The sequence below is a fragment of the Lachnotalea sp. AF33-28 genome (genome assembly GCF_003477885.1).
Lineage (GTDB): Bacteria > Bacillota > Clostridia > Lachnospirales > Lachnospiraceae > AF33-28.
Genome location: NZ_QUEE01000002.1, coordinates 351,522 through 374,202 on the forward strand (window position 1 = coordinate 351,522; position 22,681 = coordinate 374,202).

18 protein-coding genes are annotated in these 22,681 nt (G+C 50.1%); 14 read left to right on the plus strand and 4 right to left on the minus strand.

Annotated features, from left to right (window positions below):
- Positions 1 to 136 precede the first annotated feature (136 nt).
- The 5 genes from DWZ56_RS04000 to DWZ56_RS04020 all read left to right on the plus strand — a co-directional run bounded on the left by DWZ56_RS04000 (position 137) and on the right by DWZ56_RS04020 (position 5,148).
- Positions 137 to 829: an HAD family hydrolase gene (locus DWZ56_RS04000; protein ID WP_158584436.1), complete on the plus strand. Its 693-nt coding sequence runs from the start codon at positions 137 to 139 to the stop codon at positions 827 to 829.
- Positions 826 to 1,617: a Cof-type HAD-IIB family hydrolase gene (locus DWZ56_RS04005; RefSeq protein WP_118555096.1), complete on the plus strand. Its 792-nt coding sequence runs from the start codon at positions 826 to 828 to the stop codon at positions 1,615 to 1,617. Before DWZ56_RS04000 ends, DWZ56_RS04005 begins: the two co-directional genes overlap by 4 nt.
- Positions 1,618 to 1,668: 51 nt before the next feature.
- The gene (locus DWZ56_RS04010) at positions 1,669 to 2,547 is read left to right on the plus strand and encodes a YitT family protein (protein WP_243095049.1); all 879 of its coding nucleotides are present in this window, start codon (positions 1,669 to 1,671) and stop codon (positions 2,545 to 2,547) included.
- Between the two features lie 118 nt (positions 2,548 to 2,665).
- Complete coding sequence (locus tag DWZ56_RS04015; RefSeq protein WP_118555097.1) at positions 2,666 to 3,922, plus strand: 5-bromo-4-chloroindolyl phosphate hydrolysis family protein; 1,257 nt, start codon at positions 2,666 to 2,668, stop codon at positions 3,920 to 3,922.
- Positions 3,923 to 3,999: 77 nt separating this feature from the next.
- The gene (locus DWZ56_RS04020; protein WP_118555098.1) at positions 4,000 to 5,148 is read left to right on the plus strand and encodes a toxic anion resistance protein; all 1,149 of its coding nucleotides are present in this window, start codon (positions 4,000 to 4,002) and stop codon (positions 5,146 to 5,148) included.
- Between the two features lie 94 nt (positions 5,149 to 5,242).
- Here the strand turns inward: DWZ56_RS04020 and DWZ56_RS04025 are convergent, their stop codons facing one another.
- Positions 5,243 to 6,115 carry a GNAT family N-acetyltransferase gene (locus DWZ56_RS04025; protein ID WP_158584437.1) on the minus strand — a complete coding sequence of 291 codons (873 nt, stop codon included), beginning with the start codon at positions 6,113 to 6,115 and terminating at the stop codon, positions 5,243 to 5,245.
- 145 nt (positions 6,116 to 6,260) lie between these two features.
- Between DWZ56_RS04025 and DWZ56_RS04030 the strand changes: the two genes are divergently transcribed.
- Genes DWZ56_RS04030 through pepF form a run of 3 tightly spaced genes read left to right on the plus strand, consistent with a single transcriptional unit; the run spans position 6,261 to position 9,546 of the window.
- Positions 6,261 to 6,824 carry an isochorismatase family protein gene (locus DWZ56_RS04030; protein ID WP_118555100.1) on the plus strand — a complete coding sequence of 188 codons (564 nt, stop codon included), beginning with the start codon at positions 6,261 to 6,263 and terminating at the stop codon, positions 6,822 to 6,824.
- 24 nt (positions 6,825 to 6,848) lie between these two features.
- A complete protein-coding gene (locus tag DWZ56_RS04035; protein ID WP_118555101.1) occupies positions 6,849 to 7,772 on the plus strand; it encodes a DMT family transporter in 924 nt (307 codons plus the stop codon).
- On the plus strand, positions 7,762 to 9,546 hold the full coding sequence (gene pepF, locus DWZ56_RS04040; RefSeq protein WP_118555226.1) for an oligoendopeptidase F: 1,785 nt from the start codon (positions 7,762 to 7,764) through the stop codon (positions 9,544 to 9,546). Before DWZ56_RS04035 ends, pepF begins: the two co-directional genes overlap by 11 nt.
- Positions 9,547 to 9,681: 135 nt before the next feature.
- On the opposite strand, the gene DWZ56_RS04045 is transcribed toward pepF, so the two are convergent.
- Both DWZ56_RS04045 and DWZ56_RS04050 read right to left on the minus strand, forming a co-directional pair.
- Positions 9,682 to 10,449, minus strand: a complete 768-nt coding sequence (locus tag DWZ56_RS04045; RefSeq protein WP_118555102.1) for a nitroreductase family protein — start codon at positions 10,447 to 10,449, stop codon at positions 9,682 to 9,684.
- A 183-nt stretch (positions 10,450 to 10,632) separates the two neighbouring features.
- On the minus strand, positions 10,633 to 11,286 hold the full coding sequence (locus DWZ56_RS04050; protein WP_118555103.1) for a hypothetical protein: 654 nt from the start codon (positions 11,284 to 11,286) through the stop codon (positions 10,633 to 10,635).
- A 221-nt stretch (positions 11,287 to 11,507) separates the two neighbouring features.
- Here DWZ56_RS04050 and DWZ56_RS04055 point away from each other — a divergent pair, with 221 nt between their 5' ends.
- Together DWZ56_RS04055 and DWZ56_RS04060 are read left to right on the plus strand one after the other, a co-directional pair.
- On the plus strand, positions 11,508 to 13,283 hold the full coding sequence (locus DWZ56_RS04055; protein ID WP_118555104.1) for a sensor histidine kinase: 1,776 nt from the start codon (positions 11,508 to 11,510) through the stop codon (positions 13,281 to 13,283).
- Between the two features lie 52 nt (positions 13,284 to 13,335).
- The gene (locus DWZ56_RS04060; protein WP_118555105.1) at positions 13,336 to 14,883 is read left to right on the plus strand and encodes a response regulator transcription factor; all 1,548 of its coding nucleotides are present in this window, start codon (positions 13,336 to 13,338) and stop codon (positions 14,881 to 14,883) included.
- An 86-nt stretch (positions 14,884 to 14,969) separates the two neighbouring features.
- Here the strand turns inward: DWZ56_RS04060 and DWZ56_RS04065 are convergent, their stop codons facing one another.
- A complete protein-coding gene (locus DWZ56_RS04065; protein ID WP_118555106.1) occupies positions 14,970 to 16,673 on the minus strand; it encodes a cell wall hydrolase in 1,704 nt (567 codons plus the stop codon).
- A gap of 314 nt (positions 16,674 to 16,987) precedes the next feature.
- On the opposite strand from DWZ56_RS04065, the gene DWZ56_RS04070 reads away from it, so the two are divergent.
- From DWZ56_RS04070 to DWZ56_RS04085, 4 genes are read left to right on the plus strand one after another with little or no spacing between them, the layout of a single operon-like run.
- On the plus strand, positions 16,988 to 17,902 hold the full coding sequence (locus DWZ56_RS04070) for a carbohydrate ABC transporter permease (protein WP_199679542.1): 915 nt from the start codon (positions 16,988 to 16,990) through the stop codon (positions 17,900 to 17,902).
- Between the two features lie 12 nt (positions 17,903 to 17,914).
- Positions 17,915 to 18,745, plus strand: coding sequence for a carbohydrate ABC transporter permease (locus DWZ56_RS04075; RefSeq protein ID WP_243095054.1), 831 nt, complete (start codon positions 17,915 to 17,917; stop codon positions 18,743 to 18,745).
- 30 nt (positions 18,746 to 18,775) lie between these two features.
- Positions 18,776 to 21,865, plus strand: coding sequence for an alpha-mannosidase (locus DWZ56_RS04080; RefSeq protein WP_118555107.1), 3,090 nt, complete (start codon positions 18,776 to 18,778; stop codon positions 21,863 to 21,865).
- A complete protein-coding gene (locus tag DWZ56_RS04085) occupies positions 21,862 to 22,647 on the plus strand; it encodes an SDR family NAD(P)-dependent oxidoreductase (RefSeq protein ID WP_243095056.1) in 786 nt (261 codons plus the stop codon). Before DWZ56_RS04080 ends, DWZ56_RS04085 begins: the two co-directional genes overlap by 4 nt.
- The last annotated feature ends 34 nt before the right edge of the window (positions 22,648 to 22,681 follow it).

Consider the following 22,681-nt stretch of genomic DNA (forward strand, 5'->3'; position numbering starts at 1 on the left):
CCGGTTGACAACGGGAAGGAATCCGAATATGATTGCTAGTGTACTGGCATATTTGCGGCAGGCAATAAACAAAATAGTGCACGGGGTAGGATATTGGGTGTGCGGAGGGATAAAAGAACAGCTTCAGGAGGTTTATATGATAAGAGCGGTAATTTTTGACATGGACGGAGTTCTGATTGACAGTGAGATTGTCTATCTGGATGAAATGTATAAAAAACTGGCGGTCACACACCCCTGGGTGAAAAGAGAGGATCTGTTTCCCATTGTGGGTTCCACCAACCGCAGGACAAAGGAAATTGTATTTGAAGTCGCAGGAGAACCGATGGACTCTGTTTCTTTTAATGAGGAATATAAGATGCTGTGGGAGTCCTGCAATGTGAGTTATCCGGATATCTTAAGAAAAGAAGCGGTGCCGCTCCTTAAGGCGCTGAATGAAAAGGGATATCTGACAGCGCTGGCATCGTCAACCGACACAAAAGGAATCGAGCGTGTGGTGACGGAATGCGGGATTAAAGGGTATTTTCGGTATATAATCAGCGGAGATATGTTCCGGGAAAGCAAACCGAATCCGGAGATATATCTGCATACGGCAGAAAAACTGGGTTGTATGCCATCGGAGTGTTTTGCTGTGGAAGATTCTACCTACGGCGTTACGGCCGGGGCACGCGCCGGCATGACGGTGGCGGCTGTTCGGGATGACCGGTTTAATTTCGATCAGTCTCTCGCCAATTACTATATAGATACATTGGACGAGGTGCTGCCGATTGTTGAGTCTTTAAATATGGAGGAAGCGGCTGCTTTAGGCTGCAGAAAATGCGGTAAACTATGATCAGAGCGGCTTTTTTTGATATAGACGGAACTCTAGTGAGCATGGATACACACAGGATGCGTGAAGATACGAAAGAAGCGCTGTTTGCGCTTAAGAAAAAAGGCATCCGCATCTTTATTTCAACCGGCCGGCATATGCAGGATATCCGGACAGCGAAGGGGGATTTGCTGGAGGGCGTGCCGTTTGACGGCTATGTGTTGATTAACGGACAGTACTGTATCGCCGGTGAAAAGCAGCAGGTAATTCATAAACATCCGATCCCGGCGTCCGATATAAAGAGCCTGGTTGAACTTCTTAGGACAACCCCATTTCCCTGCGTATTCCTGGAGCGGCAGGATATCTATATCAATGTTGTGAATGAGCGTGTGATAAAAGAACAGGAGAGGGTGGATCTGGATATACCGCCCATAGAAGACATAAGCCGCGCGCTTTGTGCCGATATATATCAGGTGGTGCCCTATGTGAGCATGGAGGAAGAAAAGCTGATTATGTCCAGCATGCCGCACTGCAGCATCTCGCGCTGGTCCGATACCGTGGCGGATATCATACCGGCGGATGGCTGTAAGCGTGTGGGCGTGGAGAAAATGCTGAAGCACTTTCAGATTTCCCCCAGCGAGTGCATGGCGGTGGGAGACGGTGAAAATGACGTGGACATGCTGAAATACGCGGGTATCGGAGTGGCGATGGGCAATGCGCAGTCGAGTGTGAAAGCGGCTGCAAATTATATTACGGATGATATTGAGAAGGGCGGGCTGTGCGAAGCGCTGCGCCATTTCGGCCTTCTGTAGCGCATGGTATGTGCGGGAGGACAATCCCCCGCAGAGAAAGGAGAACTGTGATTGAAAAAATTTGGAGTGAAAAGACTGGAGGCCAGAGAACTGGCCATCGATGTGCTCTGTGATCTGGCAGGCGCGCTGCTGTTTGATCTGGGCATTTACAATTTTGCGGCAAACGCGGAATTTGCGCCTGTGGGTGTTTCCGGCCTGGCGATCATCATAAACTATCTGTTTAAGGCGCCGATGGGTATTACCAGCATCCTGCTGAACATACCGATCCTGCTTATCAGCTATAAGCTTCTGGGGCGGCGTTTCATGATCAAATCCATTAAAAGCATGCTGATCTTTTCGTTGATGCTGGACCTTGTGGTTCCGTTTTTCCCGGTCTACCAGGGAGAACCTCTGATTGCGGCCATATGTACCGGCGTCTTGTCCGGCGCAGGCCTCTCCATCGTCTATTTGAGGGGCGGTTCCACCGGCGGCACGGATTTTCTGGTGATGGCGCTGCGCAAACTGTTCCCGCAGTTTTCCATAGGGCAGTTTACGCTGGTGGTGGACGGCTGCGTGATTCTGCTTGGCGGGGTGGTATTCCGCAACCTGGATGCGGTGATCCTGGGCCTGATCGCTACAGCCGCAACCACGATGATCATCGATAAGATCATGTATAATATCGGCAGCGGCAAACTGGTTTTTATTGTAACCGATCATCCTGCGGCTATGGCGGAGGGCATTGTCAATACGACAGGAAGAGGCACCACATTTTTAAATGCTCAGGGCTCCTACAGCATGGATGAGAAAAAGGTGGTGATGTGCGCCTGCAACAACAGCCAGGCAGTGCAGGTGCGCCGGGTGGTCAAAGAGCTCGACCCGGATGCATTTGTGATCGTGACGGAATCCAATGAAGTGTTTGGGGAAGGATTTAAGAGCCTGCATGAAGTATAGAAGCTGCAAAATTAGTATTGCGAAAATAGGGGAGAGCATCTATAATGATATTTAGTGTTGGCTGTCCATCCCTTTTTTGGCCGGCTGTGGCTTGGAAATATCTTTGGCGGAGTGAAACATGACAAATAATGATTTTTCGGATTTAGGTAAACAGATAGAATCTGCGGTACAGAATGCCCTCAATTCGGATTCTGTGAAGAATATGAAGAAATACATGAGCAGCGCCATGCAGGATACCGTACAGGAGATACGGGACGCAATCAGTGAAGGCATGGGCAAAAAAGGCGGGCCGGATATCCCTTACCGCCCAAACAATGCGGCAAATACAGGCGGTGCTGCGGTACACCCACAGAGTTCCCGCGCGGGCGGCGGACAGGGCGCATATCGTCAGCCCAGGCGTCTTCCCGCGGTTTATACGCGCAAACCGGCAGGGAGAGTGGCCAGTGTTTTATTTCTTGTATTTGGATTTATCCTTATGGGCTCCGTTCTGCCCCTGTCCCTTCTTGGGACTGTGATATCCTGGGTATCGGACGGATTTGCCAGCGCAGTTCCTTATCTGACTGGATTTACGCTGCCGGCTGCAGCGGTCAGCCTCGGTCTGATCGGAGGCGGTTTCCATATCAGGGGTCGGCTGAAGCGTTACCGCAGGTATCTGACACAGCTTCAGGGACGCAGTTTCTGTTCTGTCAAAGAGCTGGCATCCAGTGTGGGGGAGAGCCCGCAGTTTGTTGTTAAAGATCTTCGGAAAATGATCCGTCTCGGAATGTTTCCCCAGGGTCATCTGGATGATGAAAAAACCTGTCTGATGCTCACCAGCGAGGTGTATGGCCAGTACCTCCGTGCGAAAGAGAGCGCGAAATACAGGGAGCTGGAAGAAAAGGCAGTCCGCTCGGATGTTGTGCCGGAGGCCGAAGAAGAGACGAAGAAATCGGAACCTGCAAAGGAGCTTGAGACGGCGATCCAGGAGGGGCAGGAGTATATCCGGCAGATCCGCCTGGCCAACGACCGGATTCCCGGGCCTGTGGTTTCTGAAAAGCTGACCAGACTGGAGCATATCGTTACAAAGATTTTTGACTATGTGCAGAAGCATCCGGAAAAACTTGCCGATATAAGGAAGTTTATGAGCTATTATCTGCCGACAACCCTGAAGCTGGTGCAGGCTTACTGCGAGTTCGACCAGCAGTCGGTGGCGGGTGAAAATGTAGCCGCGGCAAAAAAAGAAATCGAAGATACACTGGATACAATTAATACAGCGTTTGCTAATTTGCTGGACAGCCTGTTTGAGGATGCGGTGATGGATGTGTCCACGGATATTTCCGTGCTGGAAACCATGCTGAAGCAGGAAGGGCTTACCGGCAGCGATTTTAATTCGTAGCAGATACCGGAGAAACGGCGCGGCTATGCGCGCAGGTCATCAACCCTTGGGTGGTGACATGAGAGGAGGAAAAGAATATGGAGTTTGATTTCGATACACAGGCAGCCCCCACCCTGACATTGGATCCTGTCACAGAGGAGGGGACAGCGCCGGCCGCCATGGCCATACCGGAGGAGAAGAAGGAACCGGAGGTATTAGATGAGAGCCAGTTAAGCCCGCAGGAGCGGCAGATGGTCAGCGATTTCGCGGAAAAGATCAGTCTGTACGACAGCAATATGATCCTCCAATACGGTTCCGGCGCTCAGAAAAAGATCGCCGATTTTTCTGCGTCCGCACTGGACAATGTAAAAACCAAGGATCTCGGAGAGATCGGGGAGCTGCTGTCCGGAGTGGTGACGGAACTCAAGAGTTTCGAAATTGAGGAAGAGGAAAAGGGGATCTTTGGATTCTGGAAACGCAGCGCCAACAAGATGACCGCCATGAAGGCCAAATACGACAAGGCGGAAGTGAATGTCAATAAGATCTGTACGGTTCTGGAGAATCATCAGGTGCAGCTGTTAAAAGATGTTGCGATGCTGGATAAGATGTATGAGCTGAACAAAGTGTATTTTAAAGAGCTGTCCATGTATATCCTGGCTGGCAAGAAAAAACTTGAGCAGGTACAGACCACGGACCTGCCCGCTTTGATGCAGAAGGCGAAGGAGAGCGGACTGCCCGAGGATGCCCAGGCTGCCAATGACCTGTCCTCTCTCTGCAACCGATTTGAAAAGAAACTGCATGATCTGGAGCTGACACGTATTATATCCATACAGATGGCTCCGCAGATCCGTCTGGTACAGAATAACGATACGCTGATGTCGGAAAAGATCCAGTCCACGCTGGTCAATACGATACCGCTCTGGAAGAGCCAGATGGTGCTGGCACTGGGCGTTGCACACAGCAGGCAGGCCGCACAGGCGCAGCGTGAGGTCACGGATATGACCAACGAACTGCTCAAGAAGAATGCCGCCACCTTAAAGATGGCTACGGTGGAAACCGCCAAGGAATCCGAACGCGGCATTGTGGATATCGAAACACTGAAGGTTACCAATGAGAGCCTGATCAGTACATTGGATGAGGTGATCCGTATCCAGGATGAAGGGCGTCAGAAGAGAAGAGAGGCGGAAGCAGAGCTAGGCAGGATTGAAAATCAGTTAAAGCAGAAGCTGCTGGATATCCGCAGCTGATCATCCGGTCAAATGCGCCGGTGGCGCATCTTGTCGGATCCTTCGATTAATTAATAAAGCCGGACCGCTTAGAGACGGTCCGGCTTTAAAGCGCCTAATAGTAATAATCGAGTTTGGACCGGACCTGAAAGCCTTCGGAGGTATAGAGACTGAAGGCCGGTTCATTCAGACTGCTCACCTGCAGCCACAGCCTGTCCGTGCCTTCGGGCAGAGAAGCGTATAAAAGCCGCAGCGCGGCGCGTCCGTAGCCCTGGTTTTGAAGTGCAGGCAGTATGCCGAACCCGTAAAGATAAGCGGAGCCCTGACTTAAAGTGAGATGGCACAGCCCGATGCACCTGTCTTTGTTTTGAATATAGTAGGTGGATGTGTCGGGTGAGCGAAAGGCTTCCTGCGTAAATTTTAAAGTGCCTGTCTGTCCGTCATAGAAAATCTCTTCATGCAGACTGCAGACACGGCTGAAATCCTCCTGTGAGGAGACATCGGCTTTTTGCAGGCTCATGGCAGGCAGTCCGGAATCCTCTGCTATGGGGCCGGAATCCCGGGCGGTTTTTTTCTCCAGTATATACTCCGTATACTGGTATTCGCCGTCCATGGCTTCCAGAGCGGCCAGCGCTTCCGGGCTATTGCCGTCGGTGACAAAAAGAAGTTCCATATCTTCTATAATATCGATCAGCTCATTCAGCGCCTCATCCCAGAGACGCTTAAAAAAACCGCGTCTTCTGGCCATGGGGTGAGTGAAGGCGATGGCCTCCCCATAGGAAGGATCCGGCAGAAACAGGGATAGAAAACTTAATACCTCGCCCTGATCCGTGAGCAGATAGAAACAGGGAAGTTCCCTGGAATAATTCATCTCGTTGGTCAGCGAAGGCGTGAGCGTGACCGGCTCATAGTCTTTGCAGTCACGGATTAATTTTTCGACTCTTTTCAGCTGATTGGGCGACAGTTTGGTTAGCTTTTGAATTTTCATGATGGGATCGACCTTTCTCATTTCTTGCACATAGTTTAAAGTTTAACGGCAGGAAGCAGATGTGTCAAGTGGTTCGCCGTTTCTCTTTGACAGCTTGTAACAGTAAGGTTAAAATCAGCGGAAAGAGCGCATGCGGAGGAACGCGATGAGAATTATGAAAGACAGCATACAGTGTCTGGCAGTGGATTATCAGGAAAAACTTGTGCCGGTTATGCAGGAGAAGGAGCGCCTGCTGGAACGTTCGGCGATGTTTCTTAAGGGACTTAGGCTTCTTGGCGTGCCGGTTACGGTCACCGAACAGTATCCCAAGGGACTTGGGAGGACCGTGCCAAAGATTTTGACAGCGGCAGGCACAAAGACCGCGTTTGACAAGATTACATTCAGCTGTCTGGAGAATGAAAAAATCAGGGAGCATATCGGATGTCAGGCCGGGCGCCGCTTCGTGGCAGTCTGCGGGATTGAAGCCCATATCTGTGTGCTGCAGACGGTGGTGGATCTGTGCGGACAGGGCTATGTGCCGGTTGTTGCGGCGGACTGTGTCGCATCCAAACGCAGTGAGGACCGGGAGACAGCGCTGGAACGCATGAAGATGGAGGGCGCGTATCTGACCACATCGGAATCGCTTTTGTATGAATTGATGCGGAGTGCAAAGGATGAGGCTTTCCGGGACGTTACAGCGCTGGTAAAGGAACAGCGCCGAATAGACTGAAACAAAAACGGGAGAATAATATAAATGAATAAGTTGGAAGATAAGAAGATCATGCGGCTGTCTGAAGCGGGGCTTTTGGGAACCGCGCTGATCTGGGGTTTTGCGTTCGTGATTGTGAAAAATTCGGTGGACAGCGTACCGCCTGTGTATATGCTGGCATTCCGTTTCACCATAGCAGCGCTGGGCCTGATGATTATATTTGCGCGAAGGCTTAAGAACATCAGCCGCCGTGATCTGCGGTGTGGTGCCTTTCTCGGTATTTTTTTATTTTTGAGCTATTTTTTTCAGACGGTTGGCATACAGTATACGACAGCCGGTAAAAACGCCTTTTTGACAACGGTATATGTGGTAATCGTTCCGTTTCTCCACTGGCTGATCAACCGGAAAAAGCCGGATAAGTACTGCGTCTGTGCCGCATTTCTGGCGGTTGTGGGAATCGGGCTCCTTTCACTGAACGGGGATCTGTCCATGAATGTGGGGGATGTGCTGACGCTGATCTGTGGGCTGGGATATGCCCTGCATATGATCTTTATCGACCGTTATGCCAGAACACAGGACCCGGTGCTGCTTACGGTGGTACAAATCGCTGTGGCGGCGCTGCTGTCCTGGCTTTTAGCTCCGGCGATGGACGGCGGATTCCCGATGGGGGCTTTGGCGCCCGATATGATCACCGGCATGCTTTATCTGGGGCTTGGGAGCACAATGCTGGCGTTTCTTTTGCAGAACGTCTGCCAGAAATATACAAATCCATCCACCACGTCATTGCTTCTGTCCATGGAATCGGTGTTTGGAGCGCTGTTTTCCATACTGTTTTTGGGTGAATGGATGAGCGGACGCATGGTGGTCGGCTGTGTGCTGATTTTTATCGCCATAACCATGGCAGAAACTAAATTTGACTTTATAAAGAAAAGAGGTAAGGAATATGGGAGAAGTGAAAATGCTGCTTAGAAGCGAATGCAGGCCGGAAGATACCTGGAATCTGGCGGATATCTATCCGACGGTGGAGGATTGGGAAGCGGCGTGGAACCGGATTGCGGAAAAATGCGCCGGTTATGATGAATTCAGAGGCCGTCTTGGGGAGTCTGCAGATATGCTGTATGGCTGTCTTGCCTTTGATGATTCTGTCTGCGAGGAACTGGACAGGCTCGACAGCTATGCCTTTCAGATGCTGGATCAGGATACCGGCAATTCGGAAGCTCAGACACTTCAGCAGAAAGCGGATGACCTGCGCGTGAAGGTGAGAAGCGCTTCTTCCTTCATACCGGTGGAGATACTGGCGGTGGGAGAGGAAACCGTGGATCGGTTCATGGAAGAGGATGCGAAACTGGCCGGGTACCACCGGATTTTTGAACTGATTTTCCGGGATAAGGATCATACGCTGTCGGCAGAAGCGGAGCATCTTCTGGCAGAGGCTGGCTCTGTCACAGAAGCCTCCTCCAATATTTATAAAATGTTCAATAACGCGGATCTGACATTCCCGCCGATTGAAAACGAAAGAGGAGAGACGGTACCTGTAACCCATGGAACCTTCATATCCTATCTGGAAAACCCGGACATCCGCGTAAGAAGGGCAGCGTATGAGTCTGTCTATAAGACTTATGGCGCTTACCGCAATACGCTGGCTACATCCTTCCAGGCCAATATCCGGCAGGCCATGTTCTATGCGAAAGCCAGAAAATACAGTTCTACCAGGGCTTATTACCTGGCCGGAAGCAATATACCGGAGAGCGTATATGACAATCTGATTGAAACAGTTCATCAGAATCTTCCTTCGATGTACCACTATGTGGCGCTGCGCAAGAAGGTGCTGGGACTGGATCAGCTGCATTTATACGATGTATATACACCGATTGTAAAGGACTACGAGCAAAAGTATACGTTTGAAGAAGCTAAGGCGCTGGTGAAAAAGGGCCTGGCTCCGATGGGCGGGGATTATCTCAATGTGCTTCAGGAAGGCTTTGACAACCGCTGGATCGATGTATATGAGAACAAGGGGAAGAGAAGCGGCGCTTATTCCAACGGTGTCTACGGCGTTCACCCCTATGTGCTGCTGAACTTTAACTATACGCTGGACAATGTTTCTACACTGGCCCATGAGATGGGGCATGCGCTTCATTCCTATTTTTCTTCGGCCAGCCAGCCATACTGCTATGCGGATTACCGCATCTTTGTGGCGGAAGTGGCATCCACCTGCAATGAGGCGCTGCTGAACCACTATTTGATGGAACACGCAGAAAACGATCAGGAGAAGGCATATATCATCAACAGCTATCTGGATACTTTTAAGGGAACTCTGTTCCGCCAGACCATGTTTGCGGAATTTGAAAAAATCACCCATCAGATGCTGGAGAGCGGACAGAGCCTGACCGCCGATAAGATCTGCAGCATTTATCATGACTTAAATGTGCGGTATTTCGGACCGGATATGGAGGTGGATGAACTGATTGACATGGAGTGGGCGAGGATTCCTCACTTTTACCGGCCGTTCTATGTATATCAGTATGCAACCGGCTTTTCCGCTGCCATCGCGCTCTCACAGAAGATACTGACCGAAGGGGCGCCTGCGGTGGAGGCCTATATGAGCTTTTTACAAGGCGGCGGATCCAAGGATCCTATCGATCTGCTGAAAATGGCCGGAGTGGATATGAATGAGAAGGCGCCCATCATGTCGGCGATGAAAGTATTTGACGATCTGGTGAGCAGGATGGAAGAACTGCTGTAAATTCCCGGACGGGTATTGTTCCCGGACTGTTATTGCATGATAAAGGGGCAGGATATATCAGTAAGGCTGTGCCGTATTGATATATCCTGCCCCTTTTAAACGTTGTATATTTCCGGCCGTTCGTACCGGATGCTGTCAGCTTAAGCAGACTGTGGTGACATATTCATTATTTTTCAGGCTGAAGGACTTTAAAGATACCGTATCCATCTCTTTTAAGGAAACCTGCATCCAGAGTTCTTCCGCCGCCACCGCAATATGGGACAGCATGATGCCTATATCAAACTTCTGCAGATCGGCATTGTACCCTAGTCCATATTTCTTCCTGGAAAAGATATGGATTCGGTTGCCGTATGCCACCATCCTCCAGGGCTGTGTATTCAGGGCGGAAGGCGCCATACGGGCGGCCCTAAGAAGGGTATTTACATCATCGGAAACCGCTTCCTTGAAAGAGCAGATCTCATTCAGTTCCAGACGCTTGGCTTTACTTTCCGGCCGGTAAGGGCTGCCGTCCGGCATGCCGAAGGCGATGATCATGGCCGGTTTCATGCCGGCGGGCACCTCAAGGCCATCCGCTTTTGCATTTCCTTGATAACAGGTACCGATGCCCTTGGTAGTCATGTAGAGCACAACCTGTTCCGCCAGATATCCGGCCTCCTGCATAGCATAGGGTTTATCTTCCACCATAAGCACCAAATAATACGGCGCTTTTACATGAAACATTCCCCGAACCGTCATATCGCTGTCGAAGGTATCCAGTATAACAAATTGAAAACCAATTTCCGGATGGAGCCGCAGCAGTTCCTTCTCAAATCTTTCAATATGATTCAGCAGCTTTGGCGCCAGCGGCTCTATCTTAAAACGTCTTACTGATTTTCTGTTGTAAATTGCTTCGTAAACCGTCATAATCAGCCCCCAAAGGTAATTGTTCAACTATCGCACCCAATTTCATATCCTGTGATTCACGCAGTGATCAGATGTTCTCATCTGTTTTAATTGTATCACAGAAGGCTTTATTTTATCGCACAAAAAATATAAATATTTCTTAACATTTTGTTAACATTTACACAATGGGAGGCTTATCTGTTTTTATTTGGTATATTCGGCGTTTATAACAAAAACCTGATCCTGTACCAGGGCATTCTTTACATCGGCAAAATACGTCTGCCAGCCCTCTTCAGAATATGACCCGTTCATATTATCCAGATAATTATCCCGCAGAGCCTCCGTATACTTTATGATTGGATACTCTTTCTGATATACAGTATACTCATAAGCCCAATATTCATCCTCGGATCCAAATCCTTGTATAACGGCAAATATATCCTCTTTATTTTCGGAACGGTATAACATGTCTCTCAACTCATCCAGATACTGTCTGATTTCATCCTCTGTTGCCGTACAGCCATTTGCCAGAGCGGCGGCATATAAAGCATTTCTTTCTTTTACATACTGATCCGCCAGAGCGACCGCGTTACTGCGGCCGCCAATCTGATAATATTCAACAGCTCTATCCATTTCATCCATTGGAATATTTATTGTTTTTCCAATCGCGTAATATGTCTCTCCATCCGAAGATAAGTGATCCCCTTGCGCGTACGCCGCCCACATGGCGCCTAATTCAGACATGTTTGACTCACCGGCCGAAGCTTTGGCCGGTTTAAAAATAGCGGCGATAATCACCAACAATACAAAAACGGCAGAGGCTGCAGCAGCCATAAAAAATGTTCGATAGGACTTCATAAATACACCTCCGTAAGTAAAAGAAGATCATATGCCAACGCCTTTCTGCTTTAAGCATAACATTTCAGTTTTAAATATTCAATCTTATTATATTGTATATTTAGCCCGATTTGCTCTTATATAAATTCTGTGGTATACTTAAAACCATCCGAAAAATGCATGATATGCGCTGTAGATATTGTGTGTATCGTCAGATGTAAGCGGGAGGGGGAACTCGCAGCGTGAAATTTTACCGGCAGCACCGTCTGAAATTCAATATGTTTCTAATGATGATTATCGTGGTCCTAAGCATCATGAGCCTCGTCGGCGTTTCAATCAATATGGCATTCGCCAATATATCCAAGAACCGGCTGCAGATATCGTATCAGCAGATGATAGAAGAGCGGGGAAATATCATGTCCATGACCATTGACAATGTATTTAAGCTCTGCGACGAAATCATCACCAATGACACGATCTATGAAGCTCTCTGCAATTATGATCAACTGTCAGATACGGATTTTCTGCGGATACATAAGGAGATAGAGGCTTTTATCGCGTCCAAGTATTATTTTCTCAATTCAATTAAAGCGATCAATATCATCACCGATGACCGGCAGTTTCTGTTTGACGAGGGCTATGATGTGAGCACCGGCAAATATATTGAGCAGATCATGGAGACTGCGGATGTGGCTGGGGGCAAGACCGTCTGGTCTTATATCAAGGATATCGGGCGGAAACAGACCAATTATATCATCACCACCCGGGCCATCAACTACCGGTTCCGGACGGAGCGTGTGGGTTACCTGATCGTCAGCATATCCGAAACTTATTTCAAAAACCTGTTTTCCGACCTGTATCTGGGAGAAAATGCGCGGATTATGGTTCTGGATAAAAATAACGATGTTGTATCCTCAGCGGTGAATGATGAGCGGGATGCGATTGGGACGAAGCTGTCTTTCCTGCCCGATGCAAAGGATGAGGTCTGGGAAGCAGGCAGCTTCTTTACCGCCAGCTCGGAAGACGGCACAAAATATACCGTGGTGCATGCCAAGATCGATCAGACGGATTGGCAGCTGGTCGGGCTGGTGGCAGACAGCTATCTCAATTCAGAATCCAACGCCTTTTTTAAAATGGTGCTGCTGGCCGGCATACTTGCCTTTTTTGTGATCATTGTGGTCTTTTTTGCACTGTCCAACAGCATATTCAAACCGCTGGATGCGCTGGTAAACCATATGCGTAGCGCGGACCCGGCTTCCCTAATGCCCTTTAACGGCAGCAAGCAGTCCGGAGAGATCGAAACGCTGGCTAACGCGTACAACGCCCAGATCAGTCAGATTGGCGATCTGATTGAGGAGATTAAGGAGAATGAGAAAAATAAAAATGAGATGAAGCTGCAGCTCCTGCAGGCTCAGATCAACCCGCATTTCCTTTTCAATACACTGGATTCCCTGAAATGGGTGGCTTTAATGAGCCGGTGCGACAATGTAGCCCACGGCATCAATGCCCTGTCGGAGCTGCTGCGCAGCGCCATCTCCAAGAGGGAATATGTGACGCTGAAAGAGGAAATCCATAATATCGAAAACTATATCACGATTATGAAGATACGCTTTAACGAATATTTTGATGTTCATATTGCCCTTCCGAAAGAGCTGGAGGATACGTATATCCTTAAGATGCTTCTGCAGCCCATGGTGGAAAACTCCATTATACATGGTATTTCGAATCTTAATAGAAAGGGATTAATTGAAATCAGCGCTGTCAGATCGGAAAACGGACAGGATGTTATCATCACTGTCAGGGACAATGGGGTGGGTTTCAATGAAGAAACGCTTGCGGCGGCCGCGAAGGACACGCGTCAGAAAAGCTTTCATATCGGTATGGACAATGTTGCTGAGAGGATAGCACTTTATTTCGGCAAAGAATATGGCTATGAGATACACAGCGTGCCTGGAAAAGGCACCGAGGTGATATTTACACTGCCGTTTTTGGTTCAAGAGGAAGGGACGTCTTATTGAACAAAAACACTTCGCGGGAATTTCAGAGAAGAAAATCAAGGGGGACTTTCTTATGTTCAGAGTCATAGCGGTGGATGATGAGGCGATCGTGCGGATCGCAATGCAGAATATAATAAAATGGGAAGAGTATGATATGACCTTTGTGGGCATCGCTTCTAACGGAAAGCGGGCGCTGGAGCTGGTGGCGGAGAAACAGCCGGACATCATTATCACGGATCTGGTTATGAATGAGATGGACGGTATCGCGCTGATCCGGGAGCTGAAGGCACGAGGATATGACGGGCGCATCATTGTGCTTAGCAATTACTCGGAATTCGAGATGGTGCGGGAAGCTATGAAGATGGGAGCATTTGACTATATACTGAAAAATTCTCTGATCGGCGCTAACCTGCTGGAGGTTTTGGAGGCGGCTAAGAAGGAACTTGCGGAGTCACGCAAAAGGAGAGCGGAACCTGTTTTAGAAGCGGCGGATGCCACCTATCAGTACGGCAGCATAACCAGACAGATCCGGCGTTATCTGCAGGGCGATTCCTATGACCGGGATCTGCTGGAGAAGAATTTTCCCGTAGGCCGTTACTGTATGCTGTATCTGATCTGCGGCGATGTGCATGAGGGCGCAGAAAATGAAAAAGAGAATTTTGTGAGCAATATCATTGAGGAGGTGCTGGGGGATCCCTTTTATCTGTGTACGGTACATATTATAAACGGCAATAACGCGGTGATCGGAAGGGCGGAACTGCTTGATTCGGTTTTCTTATTGGAAAAGATGCTTTCCAGCATCAAGGTTTATACCAACTGCAGCTATACGGTCTATGCCAGCGGCGCCTTTACCTCTTATCAGGAAATGAGGCCGGTATTTGAGAGCTTATGGGAACTGTCGAAGCATGCTTACTATCAGGAACGGACCCAGCCGGTGACTATGGCGAGTGAGAAAAGAGAGCGGTTTCCGGAATTTAGCAGGGAGCTGAAGCTGGATATCAGAGAGCTGCTTCTGCGCGGCGTCAGCGGTTTTGATGAGGAAGGTCTGAAAACGGTGCTGGAGGAGATCGGCCGCCATTGCAGAGAAACGTATCTGGATCCGGATCTCCTTAAAAAATGGCTGGAGGTGGGCCTTGCCCAGACAGCTGCGGTTCTGGATTTTTCGGGAGAGCTGAACTCGGAGGAACTTGGGCGGTGGTACCTAAAGATCCAGAATGCCGTTTCCCTGACCCAGACGATGCAGCTTCTGGAGGAGACCTGCCTGTATTTGAGGTCCGCTGCGGGACAGAAAAAGACTTCCTACGAGGTGAGGGTGGTTCTGGATTATATTGAAGCGCATTACCAGGAGAAACTGTCCCTGGATTTTCTGGCCGGGTATGTGAATTTCAGCCCTTCCTATCTGACCAGAGTATTCAAGAAGGAAACCGGAAAAACAATCAGCGATTATGTAAATGAGTATAAGATCAACAAAGCGGCGGAGCTGCTTACCTGCCAGGATCTTTTGGTCAAGGAAGCGGCGGGCTGCATCGGGATTGACGATCAGTACTATTTCAGCAAGCTGTTTAAAAAATATAAGGGGGAAACACCTTCCCAATATTACAGCAGGATTCACAGCAGATAAAACAAACGGCCCTTCCGCCATTCAACTCATGAATGACGGAAGGGCCGATTTTATACCGTATCAGACAGCTGTCATGCACGGAAGGCTTAATCGTTGGATGGCGCTTCATCTGTAGGCGATAGACTTTCTGCACCAGAAGAAGACTCTGTCTGGCCGCTGCTTTCCGAAGGCTTTTGTGAACTTGAAGGAGCGGAGCTGTCAGAAGGCGCTTCGGTAGGCTCAGTGGCCGGCGGCGCCGTGGCGGTCGGAGCTTCTGTAGTTGGAGCCGCAGTAGGCGCTGGTGTGGGTGCTTCCGTAGGCGGAGGCGTAGTAGGCGCTTCTGTGGTCGGAGCCGTGGTGGGGTTCACCGGCTTATTGTAAGCGATCCAGCGGTAATAGAATATGTGGTTCCCGATGATCTGATAGGGAATATTGTTATTCTTAAGGTTTTCTACCAGCTGCGGAACCGGTTTCCAGGTACGGAAGAATAAGCTGTCCCCTACATTGCTTGTCCCGTCTATGACCTCACGGGCGGCCCTGCGGCAGGAATCGGTGACCACGCCCTTAACATCCGGGTCCATTTCCATGGCCAGCACTGTGGCCAGTCTGCCGCTGCCGGCAGGTGAAAACTGGTTTTTCTGATAGACGACTCCGGAGATCGTATTGGGAAACAGATTGCTCCGCACGCGGTTCATGATGACATATCCCACAGCCAGCTGCCCCTCATAGCTTTCTCCTCCGGCCTCACAGTAGATGATGGCGGAGAGCAGCAGCAGATCCTCTTCCGAAGCATTTACGGTCATATTATGGTCAATGCCGGAATCTCCGACCGTGATGCTGCCATTGGTATCATTGGCGGCATTTTCCGCATCCTTCTTGGCGGCCGCCTCTTCCAGCTTTTTCTTCTGGGCCAGCAGTTCGTCATAATACTCCTTCTTAACGCGGATCAGGTCCTCATAATCGTCGATCTTGGCGTTGGCCCTGGCCAGCTCGTCTATGTACTGCTGCAGTTCGGAAGCGGAGGCCTGTTTTTTATTGTTCACTTCTTTTTGCTGGCTGGCCAGCTGTGTGTTCATATCCGCAAGCTCTTTGCGGCCGTTCTCCAGCTCTTTTGTTTCAGCTATCAGTGTTTCGCGGTTTGTTTCCAGCGCGGCCTTCTGAGTTTCCAGCGAATTCTTAAGATCCACCAGCTTTTGCTGGTCTTCCTCAAATTTCGTCGTCATCTTCCGGTCGTAAGTGATGATCTGATTTATGTATTCGATATTGTTCAGCAGAGATGCCAGGCTGTCGGACCGCATCAGCCTCTCCAGAAAGGCCATGGCGGAGGAATTTTCATACATATACTGGATGCGCAGCTTCATGCTGTCGTACTGCTCGTCCAGATCCTCCTGGCCGCTTGTAATCGCGCTTTCTGTTTCTGCAAGAAGCGTCTCCATTTCTGCGATGGATTTTTCGGTCTCCTGAATCAGAAGTTCCTTATCCGCAATTTCCTGCTCTTTTAACTGAATCTGCTCCTGTATGCCGCTTAACTGATCCTCCAGCTTTGAAGCCTGGTTAGTCAGTGAGTTCAAATAGTCCTGCGCTTTCTTTTTATCCTTGGAGAGAGCATTGTGTTCATCTTTTATGTCCCCGAGTTCACTTTCCAGCTCATCCAAATCGCTGCCTGCCTGATCGATTTCATCCTGCATATCGCTGTCCGTGATGGCTGCGGTGCCGGTCTTGCCGGAAGCGTAGGCCGGAAGAATTCCGCCGGCGGTTAAGGCGGCGCAAAGCAGTGCGACCAGAACGGCATATCGTTTTTTGCTTTTCATAGAGATGTCAGAAACCTCACTTTCCTGTCTGAAGATCTAAAAATAAAAAGGTATTCAGTAACAATATAACATTGAAACCGCTGAATGTAAAGCAAAGATCTCTCCGCAAGATATTGGTCAATCTGTATGATTTGTAAAAAAATGAAGTGGCACCTGCCGGCATTAGTCAAAATATTACATGCGATGGCCGATATCGTTTATCGCAAACTGCATAAAAAATTGTTATCATGGGATCAGATTCAAGTCAGGTTGTCATGAAAAAATAAGTCACAGTTCGGCAAAGCTGAGCTGTTACAAAAAAGGGTGTGGTGGAAATGAAAGAAAAGAATAAGCTGATAAGCAAACTTATGTATGGGAAGGGACTGTTTATTTTCTTATGTGTCGTGCCGACATTTCTGTTGTTTGCGACATTTGTGCTGTATCCGATGCTTTCGTCCTTTGCCATGAGCTTTACGGACTGGTCGGGTATGGGGAAGAATTATAAGTTCATCGGGCTTAATAATTACAGGAAGCTGATCGGAGACAGGACGGTGCGGATCGCGTTGAAAAATAACCTGATCCTGCTGGTTTTTGTCCCGTTAGTGACAATCTCGCTGTCGCTTTTGTTCGCGTCTTTGCTGTCCGGAAAAAAGATCCGTGAGAAAAAGCTGTACCGTATCCTGTTTTTTTTCCCCAATGTGATCGCGATTTCCGTAACCTCCATTTTGTGGAGCTTTATCTACCATCCGTCGGTGGGCATCATCAACGGCTTTTTAAAAGCGGTGGGAGCGGATTTTCTGGTCCATACCTGGCTGGGGGAGAGCGGCACCGTGGTCTTAGCCATCGGTGTTACGATGATCTGGCAGGCTGTGGGCTATTATATGATCCTTTTTATCGCAGCCATGGAGGGCGTGCCTGTGGATCTGTACGAAGCCGCGGACCTGGAAGGGGCGGGGACGCTGCAGAAATTTTTCAGGATCACACTTCCGCTGATACGCAATGTATTAAATGTGGCCATCATTTTTAACATCATCGCGGTATTCAACGGCAGCTTTACCTTTACCAGGATCATGACGAACGGCGGGCCGGATAACAAGTCCATGGTGCTTTCCCTGTACATGTACGATCAGGCTTTCGGCAACGGTAATTTCGGTTATGCCATGGCCGTTGGCGTGGTGATTCTGTGTATCACGCTGGTGCTGTCACTGATCAATAACCGCCTTTCCGGCAAGAATGATATTACATATTAGGAGGGTTTTGCAGTGAAAAAAATAATCAGGAATATCCCGGCCCGGCTGATTCTGTGGGCATACAGCATCATGGTCGCGGCGCCGTTTATATGGACCATCTATACCTCCTTTAAGACTTCCAGGGAATTTTATGAAAGCCCCTGGTCCCTGCCTGCAAAGCCTGTGTTTGACAATTATGTCAATGCCTTTGTAAAAGCCAGGATCGGAGATTATTTCCTCAATTCCGTGGTCCTGACCGTCGCGGGACTTTTGATAGTGACCGTTTTGGCCGTGATGACAGCGTATGTGCTGGCCAGATTCCGCTTTCCGTTTGTCAGGCTGTTTCGGGGAATCTATCTGATCGGTCTGTTTTTACCGGCCATATTCGGTATCGTGCCGCTGTTTCAGCTGATGAAAAAGCTGCATATCTACGATACGGTGCTGGGCCTAAGCTTTGTGGATGCGATGTATTTTCTTCCGTATACCGTCTTTATCATGATGGGTTTTTTCGCCACAATACCCAAGGAATATGAGGAGGCTGCGATCATGGACGGCTGCACCCATTTCGGCGTGCTCTGGCGCGTGATGGTGCCGCTCGCAAAACCGGCCATCCTCACAACGGTGATCTTTAATACGCTGTCCTTCTGGAACGAATATGTGATGTCTCTGGTCATGATCAAGACCGACGCGAAAAAAACCATCACGGTAGGACTGGTAAACATCATGGAAGTCCAAAAGTACGCCACGGACTGGGGAGCGCTGTTTGCCGGCCTGGTGATCGTGATGGTGCCGACCTTTATCGTCTACATACTGATGCAGGACAAGATAACGGATGGACTGGCCGCCGGGGGAATCAAGGGATGATGCACAGGCTGTGCGGAAAGGACTGCAGTTATGGAAATGCTGGAAAGACGTCTGGAAACCCTGCTGAAGGTGCTGGAAGAAAGCATCGTCTCGGACAGGAGAAAAGTGGACGGCATCGAATGTCTGAACCTGCCCTGCGCTTCTGTGAGGGAAGCACAGCGGCGGGAATCGGGCTGGGAGCCTTATGGGGAGACCTCCCTTTGGGGAGGCAGGCATGCAATGGCCTGGTTCCGGTTCCGTGTCCGGCTGCCGGAGGATTTTAAACAGAAGAAACCCGTGGTGCTTCTTAGGATGAAAGAACAGATGAAGTGGGAAAATTACCGCCCTCAGTTCATGGTGTATCTGGACGGCAGGCCGGTCCAGGGAGCGGATATCAACCACCGAGAAATCTTTCTTGGAAACAGGCTGCCTGGGGAGACACTGACGCTTTATTTAAACGGCTATGCGGGAGAGGATGACATCCGCTGGTGGCTGGGCGCGGAGTGCGGGCTGCACTGTCGGAAGACGGAGCTTTTGTATTACCGTTTAAGGCCTGCTTACGATGTAATGATGCAGCTGCCTGGAGGGGATCTGCGCAGAGAGACGCTGCTAAAGGAAATAAATCAGCTGATGAATCTGCTTCCCTTTTCATCGCCCGGTTCTCCGGAATTTGAACAGGCTGTGGAGGAAGCTCTGAAGGTACCGCTGACAGTAAAAAAAAGCGCGGACGTCCCCCGTGTGTTCGCAGTGGGTCACACGCACATTGATGTGGCCTGGCTGTGGACGGTGGAGCAGACCAGGCAGAAGGCGGCGAGAAGCTTTCAGACCGTGCTGAAGCTGATGGAGGAATTTCCGCAGTACCGTTTTACCTCCAGCCAGCCCGTCCTGTATCAGTTCGTGAAGGAGGACCACCCTCTGATCTATGAGCAGATTAAGGAAAGAATCGCCGAAGGGCGCTGGGAAACCGAAGGGGCCATGTATCTGGAGGCGGACTGCAATCTGACAAGCGGGGAATCCCTGGTCAGACAGCTGCTTTATGGGAAACGTTTTTTTAAGCAGGAATTCGGTCTGGACAGCAGGATCTTATGGCTGCCGGATGTATTTGGCTACAGCGGAAATCTCCCGCAGATATTAAGGCGCAGCGGGGTTGACTTCTTTATTACCTCCAAGATCAGCTGGAATCAGTATAACAGGGTGCCCCATGACCTGTTTTACTGGCAGGGGATCGATGGGAGCCGGATCCCCTGTGCGTTTATCACTGCGCCGGAGACGGCGTTTCCCGAAGACTCCTTCTTTTCCACCTATAACGGAAAGATGGATGCGAAATCTGTATTTGGGACATGGAAAAGATTTCAGGATAAGGGGATCTGCGATGCGGTGATTCTTCCTTATGGATATGGCGACGGCGGAGGGGGCACCACCAGAGAGATGGTATTGTATGCGGACGCGCTTAAGGAAGGAATCAGCGGATGCCCTTCGGTGGAGTTTTCCGGCATAAAGGATTATGCCGATTATGCCGCGGGAAAGCTTGAAAAGACCGCTAATCCGCCTTACTGGCAGGGAGAGCTGTATCTGGAGTTTCACCGGGGAACCTATACCTCCAATGCCCGGATCAAGAAAAATAACCGGAAGACGGAATATCTGCTGCGCGATATCGAATATTTCGGCGCCCTTGCTGGCCTTCTGTCCGGGGAGATGGAGCGCTATCCGGCGGAGGCGCTTTATGAGCTGCACAGACGTCTGATGATCCAGCAGTTCCATGATATACTTCCGGGATCTTCTATTGAGGAGGTCTATGAGGACAGCGAGAAGGAATTTGAGGAGATCGGCCGGGCCGGAAACGGGCTCCTGGCCGGATTGTGCGAAGGTCTTATGGAGCCGGAGGAAGGGACGGTCACCGTGTGGAATACCGGCGGAATGGCTCAGAGCGGAGAGGCCGTGCTGGAGGATGGACAGAGAATCTGGGCGGAGGATGTGCCGCCGTGGGGATGGAAGAAATTTGCTCTTTCACAGGTGTGTAAACCGTACGCGCATGCCTGCAAAAACGGTGCACGGGCGGGCACAGCCGATCTGCAGGCATCCGGTCCCCCGACGGCGCTGGAAACGGATATTTATCGGGTGCGGTTTGATGAAGACGGGATGATCGTTTCCCTCTATGATAAAGCCTATGAGCGGGAGGTCCTTATAGAGGGCGGCCGTGCCAACGTGCTGGCAGCCTATGAGGATATCCCCTATGAGTATGATAACTGGGAATTGAGCCCTTATTACACTCAGAAAAGATATGAGCTTAACAGCCTGGATGCATGGGAGACAGATGAGACGGATCCGCTGCGGACCGTAGTTCGGACCGAGCGGCAATTTATGCATTCCTGTATCCGGCAGGAGATCGTTTTTTACAGGCACTCGCGCCGGATCGATTTTGTGACCGAGGCTGACTGGCAGGAACACCACCTGTTCTTAAAGGCGGAATTCCCGGTGCAGATCAACAATTCGGAAGCATCCTATGAGATCGCTTTCGGAAGCATCCGGCGTCCGGTTCACAGAAATACTTCCTGGGATTTTGCAAAGTATGAGGTCTGTGCCCACCGCTGGGCCGATTATTCAGAAGGCGGATATGGGGTGGCGCTGTTAAATGACTGTAAATACGGATATGACGTCCATGAGCAGACGATGAAAATCAGTCTGATCAAGGCGGGAACTTATCCAAATCCCAATTCGGATCAGGGATGCCACCGTTTTACCTATGCGCTGCTTCCACATGGGGGCGGCAGCAGCAAAGAGGTGATCCGGCAGGCGGAGAACCTAAACCGGCCGCTCATGGCCAGAACCGGCGCTGTATTGGCGGCGGATACCTTTTCGCTTGTCAGCTGTGTGAAGGGAAGTCTGAACGTTTCCGCTGTGAAAAAGGCGGAAGACGGGGATGCTCTGATTATAAGGCTCTATGAATATGACAATGCCAGAGGCTGTGCCTCGGTGAGGTTTGGTCTGCCGCTGCAGTCCTGTGCGATGTGCAGCCTGATGGAAGAGGAGGAATCATTCCTCGCAGTAGAGGATCATGAAGCCTCAGTGCCGTACCGGCCGTTTGAAGTGATCACGTTGAAATGCCGGTTTGGTTTTGGGCAGATGGGGAGGAAATTATGAATTACGAAAAAATGCTGGAAGGAAAAAGGGTATTTATCACCACCGGCTCCCAGGGGATCGGCAAAAGTATCGCCCTTTTGTTTGCGGAACATGGAGCGGCGGTGGCGGTGGGAGGACGAAACCGCCCGAAGCTTTTGAAGGCTGTGGAGGAGATACGGGAAATCTGCCCTGCGGCTAAAGGTTATGTCTGCGATCTGTCCAGGGCGGAACAGACCGAAGGAACCTGCCGCCAGGTACTAAAGGATTTCGGCGGAATCGACATTCTGGTCAATACGGTGGGAGTAAACCGCCGCTGCGCCGCCCATGAGGTTTCCATGGAATGCCTGGAGGAGCTTCTGGAAACCAATTATAAGAGCGGAGTGCGCTGCATGCGGCAGCTTTTGCCCGGCATGCTCGAGAGGCATTACGGGGTGATTATCAATATCTCCTCCATCCACAGCGTGATGACCATGCCTGGCAATTTTATCTATGCAGGCACCAAGGGGGCCATGAACGCCTCGGCCAGAGCGGCTGCACTTGACTATGCAGAAAGCGGAATACGGGTGAACAACATCTGCCCCGGGGTAATCCTAAGCGATGCGGTGACCGACGAGATCCGCCAGTATCCGGAGGGGGAGGAGCGGGATGCTTTTGTGAACCTGCTTAGAAGCATGCAGCCGATGGAACCGGGCAGATCGGAGGATATCGCAAACGCCGCGCTGTATCTGGCCAGCGATATGTCCGCATATGTGACGGGACAGACACTGATGGTGGACGGCGGAGCCAGTATCAAAGCACATTGAAGCACACTGAAGTGTGCGCAGGTCATCAGCCTTT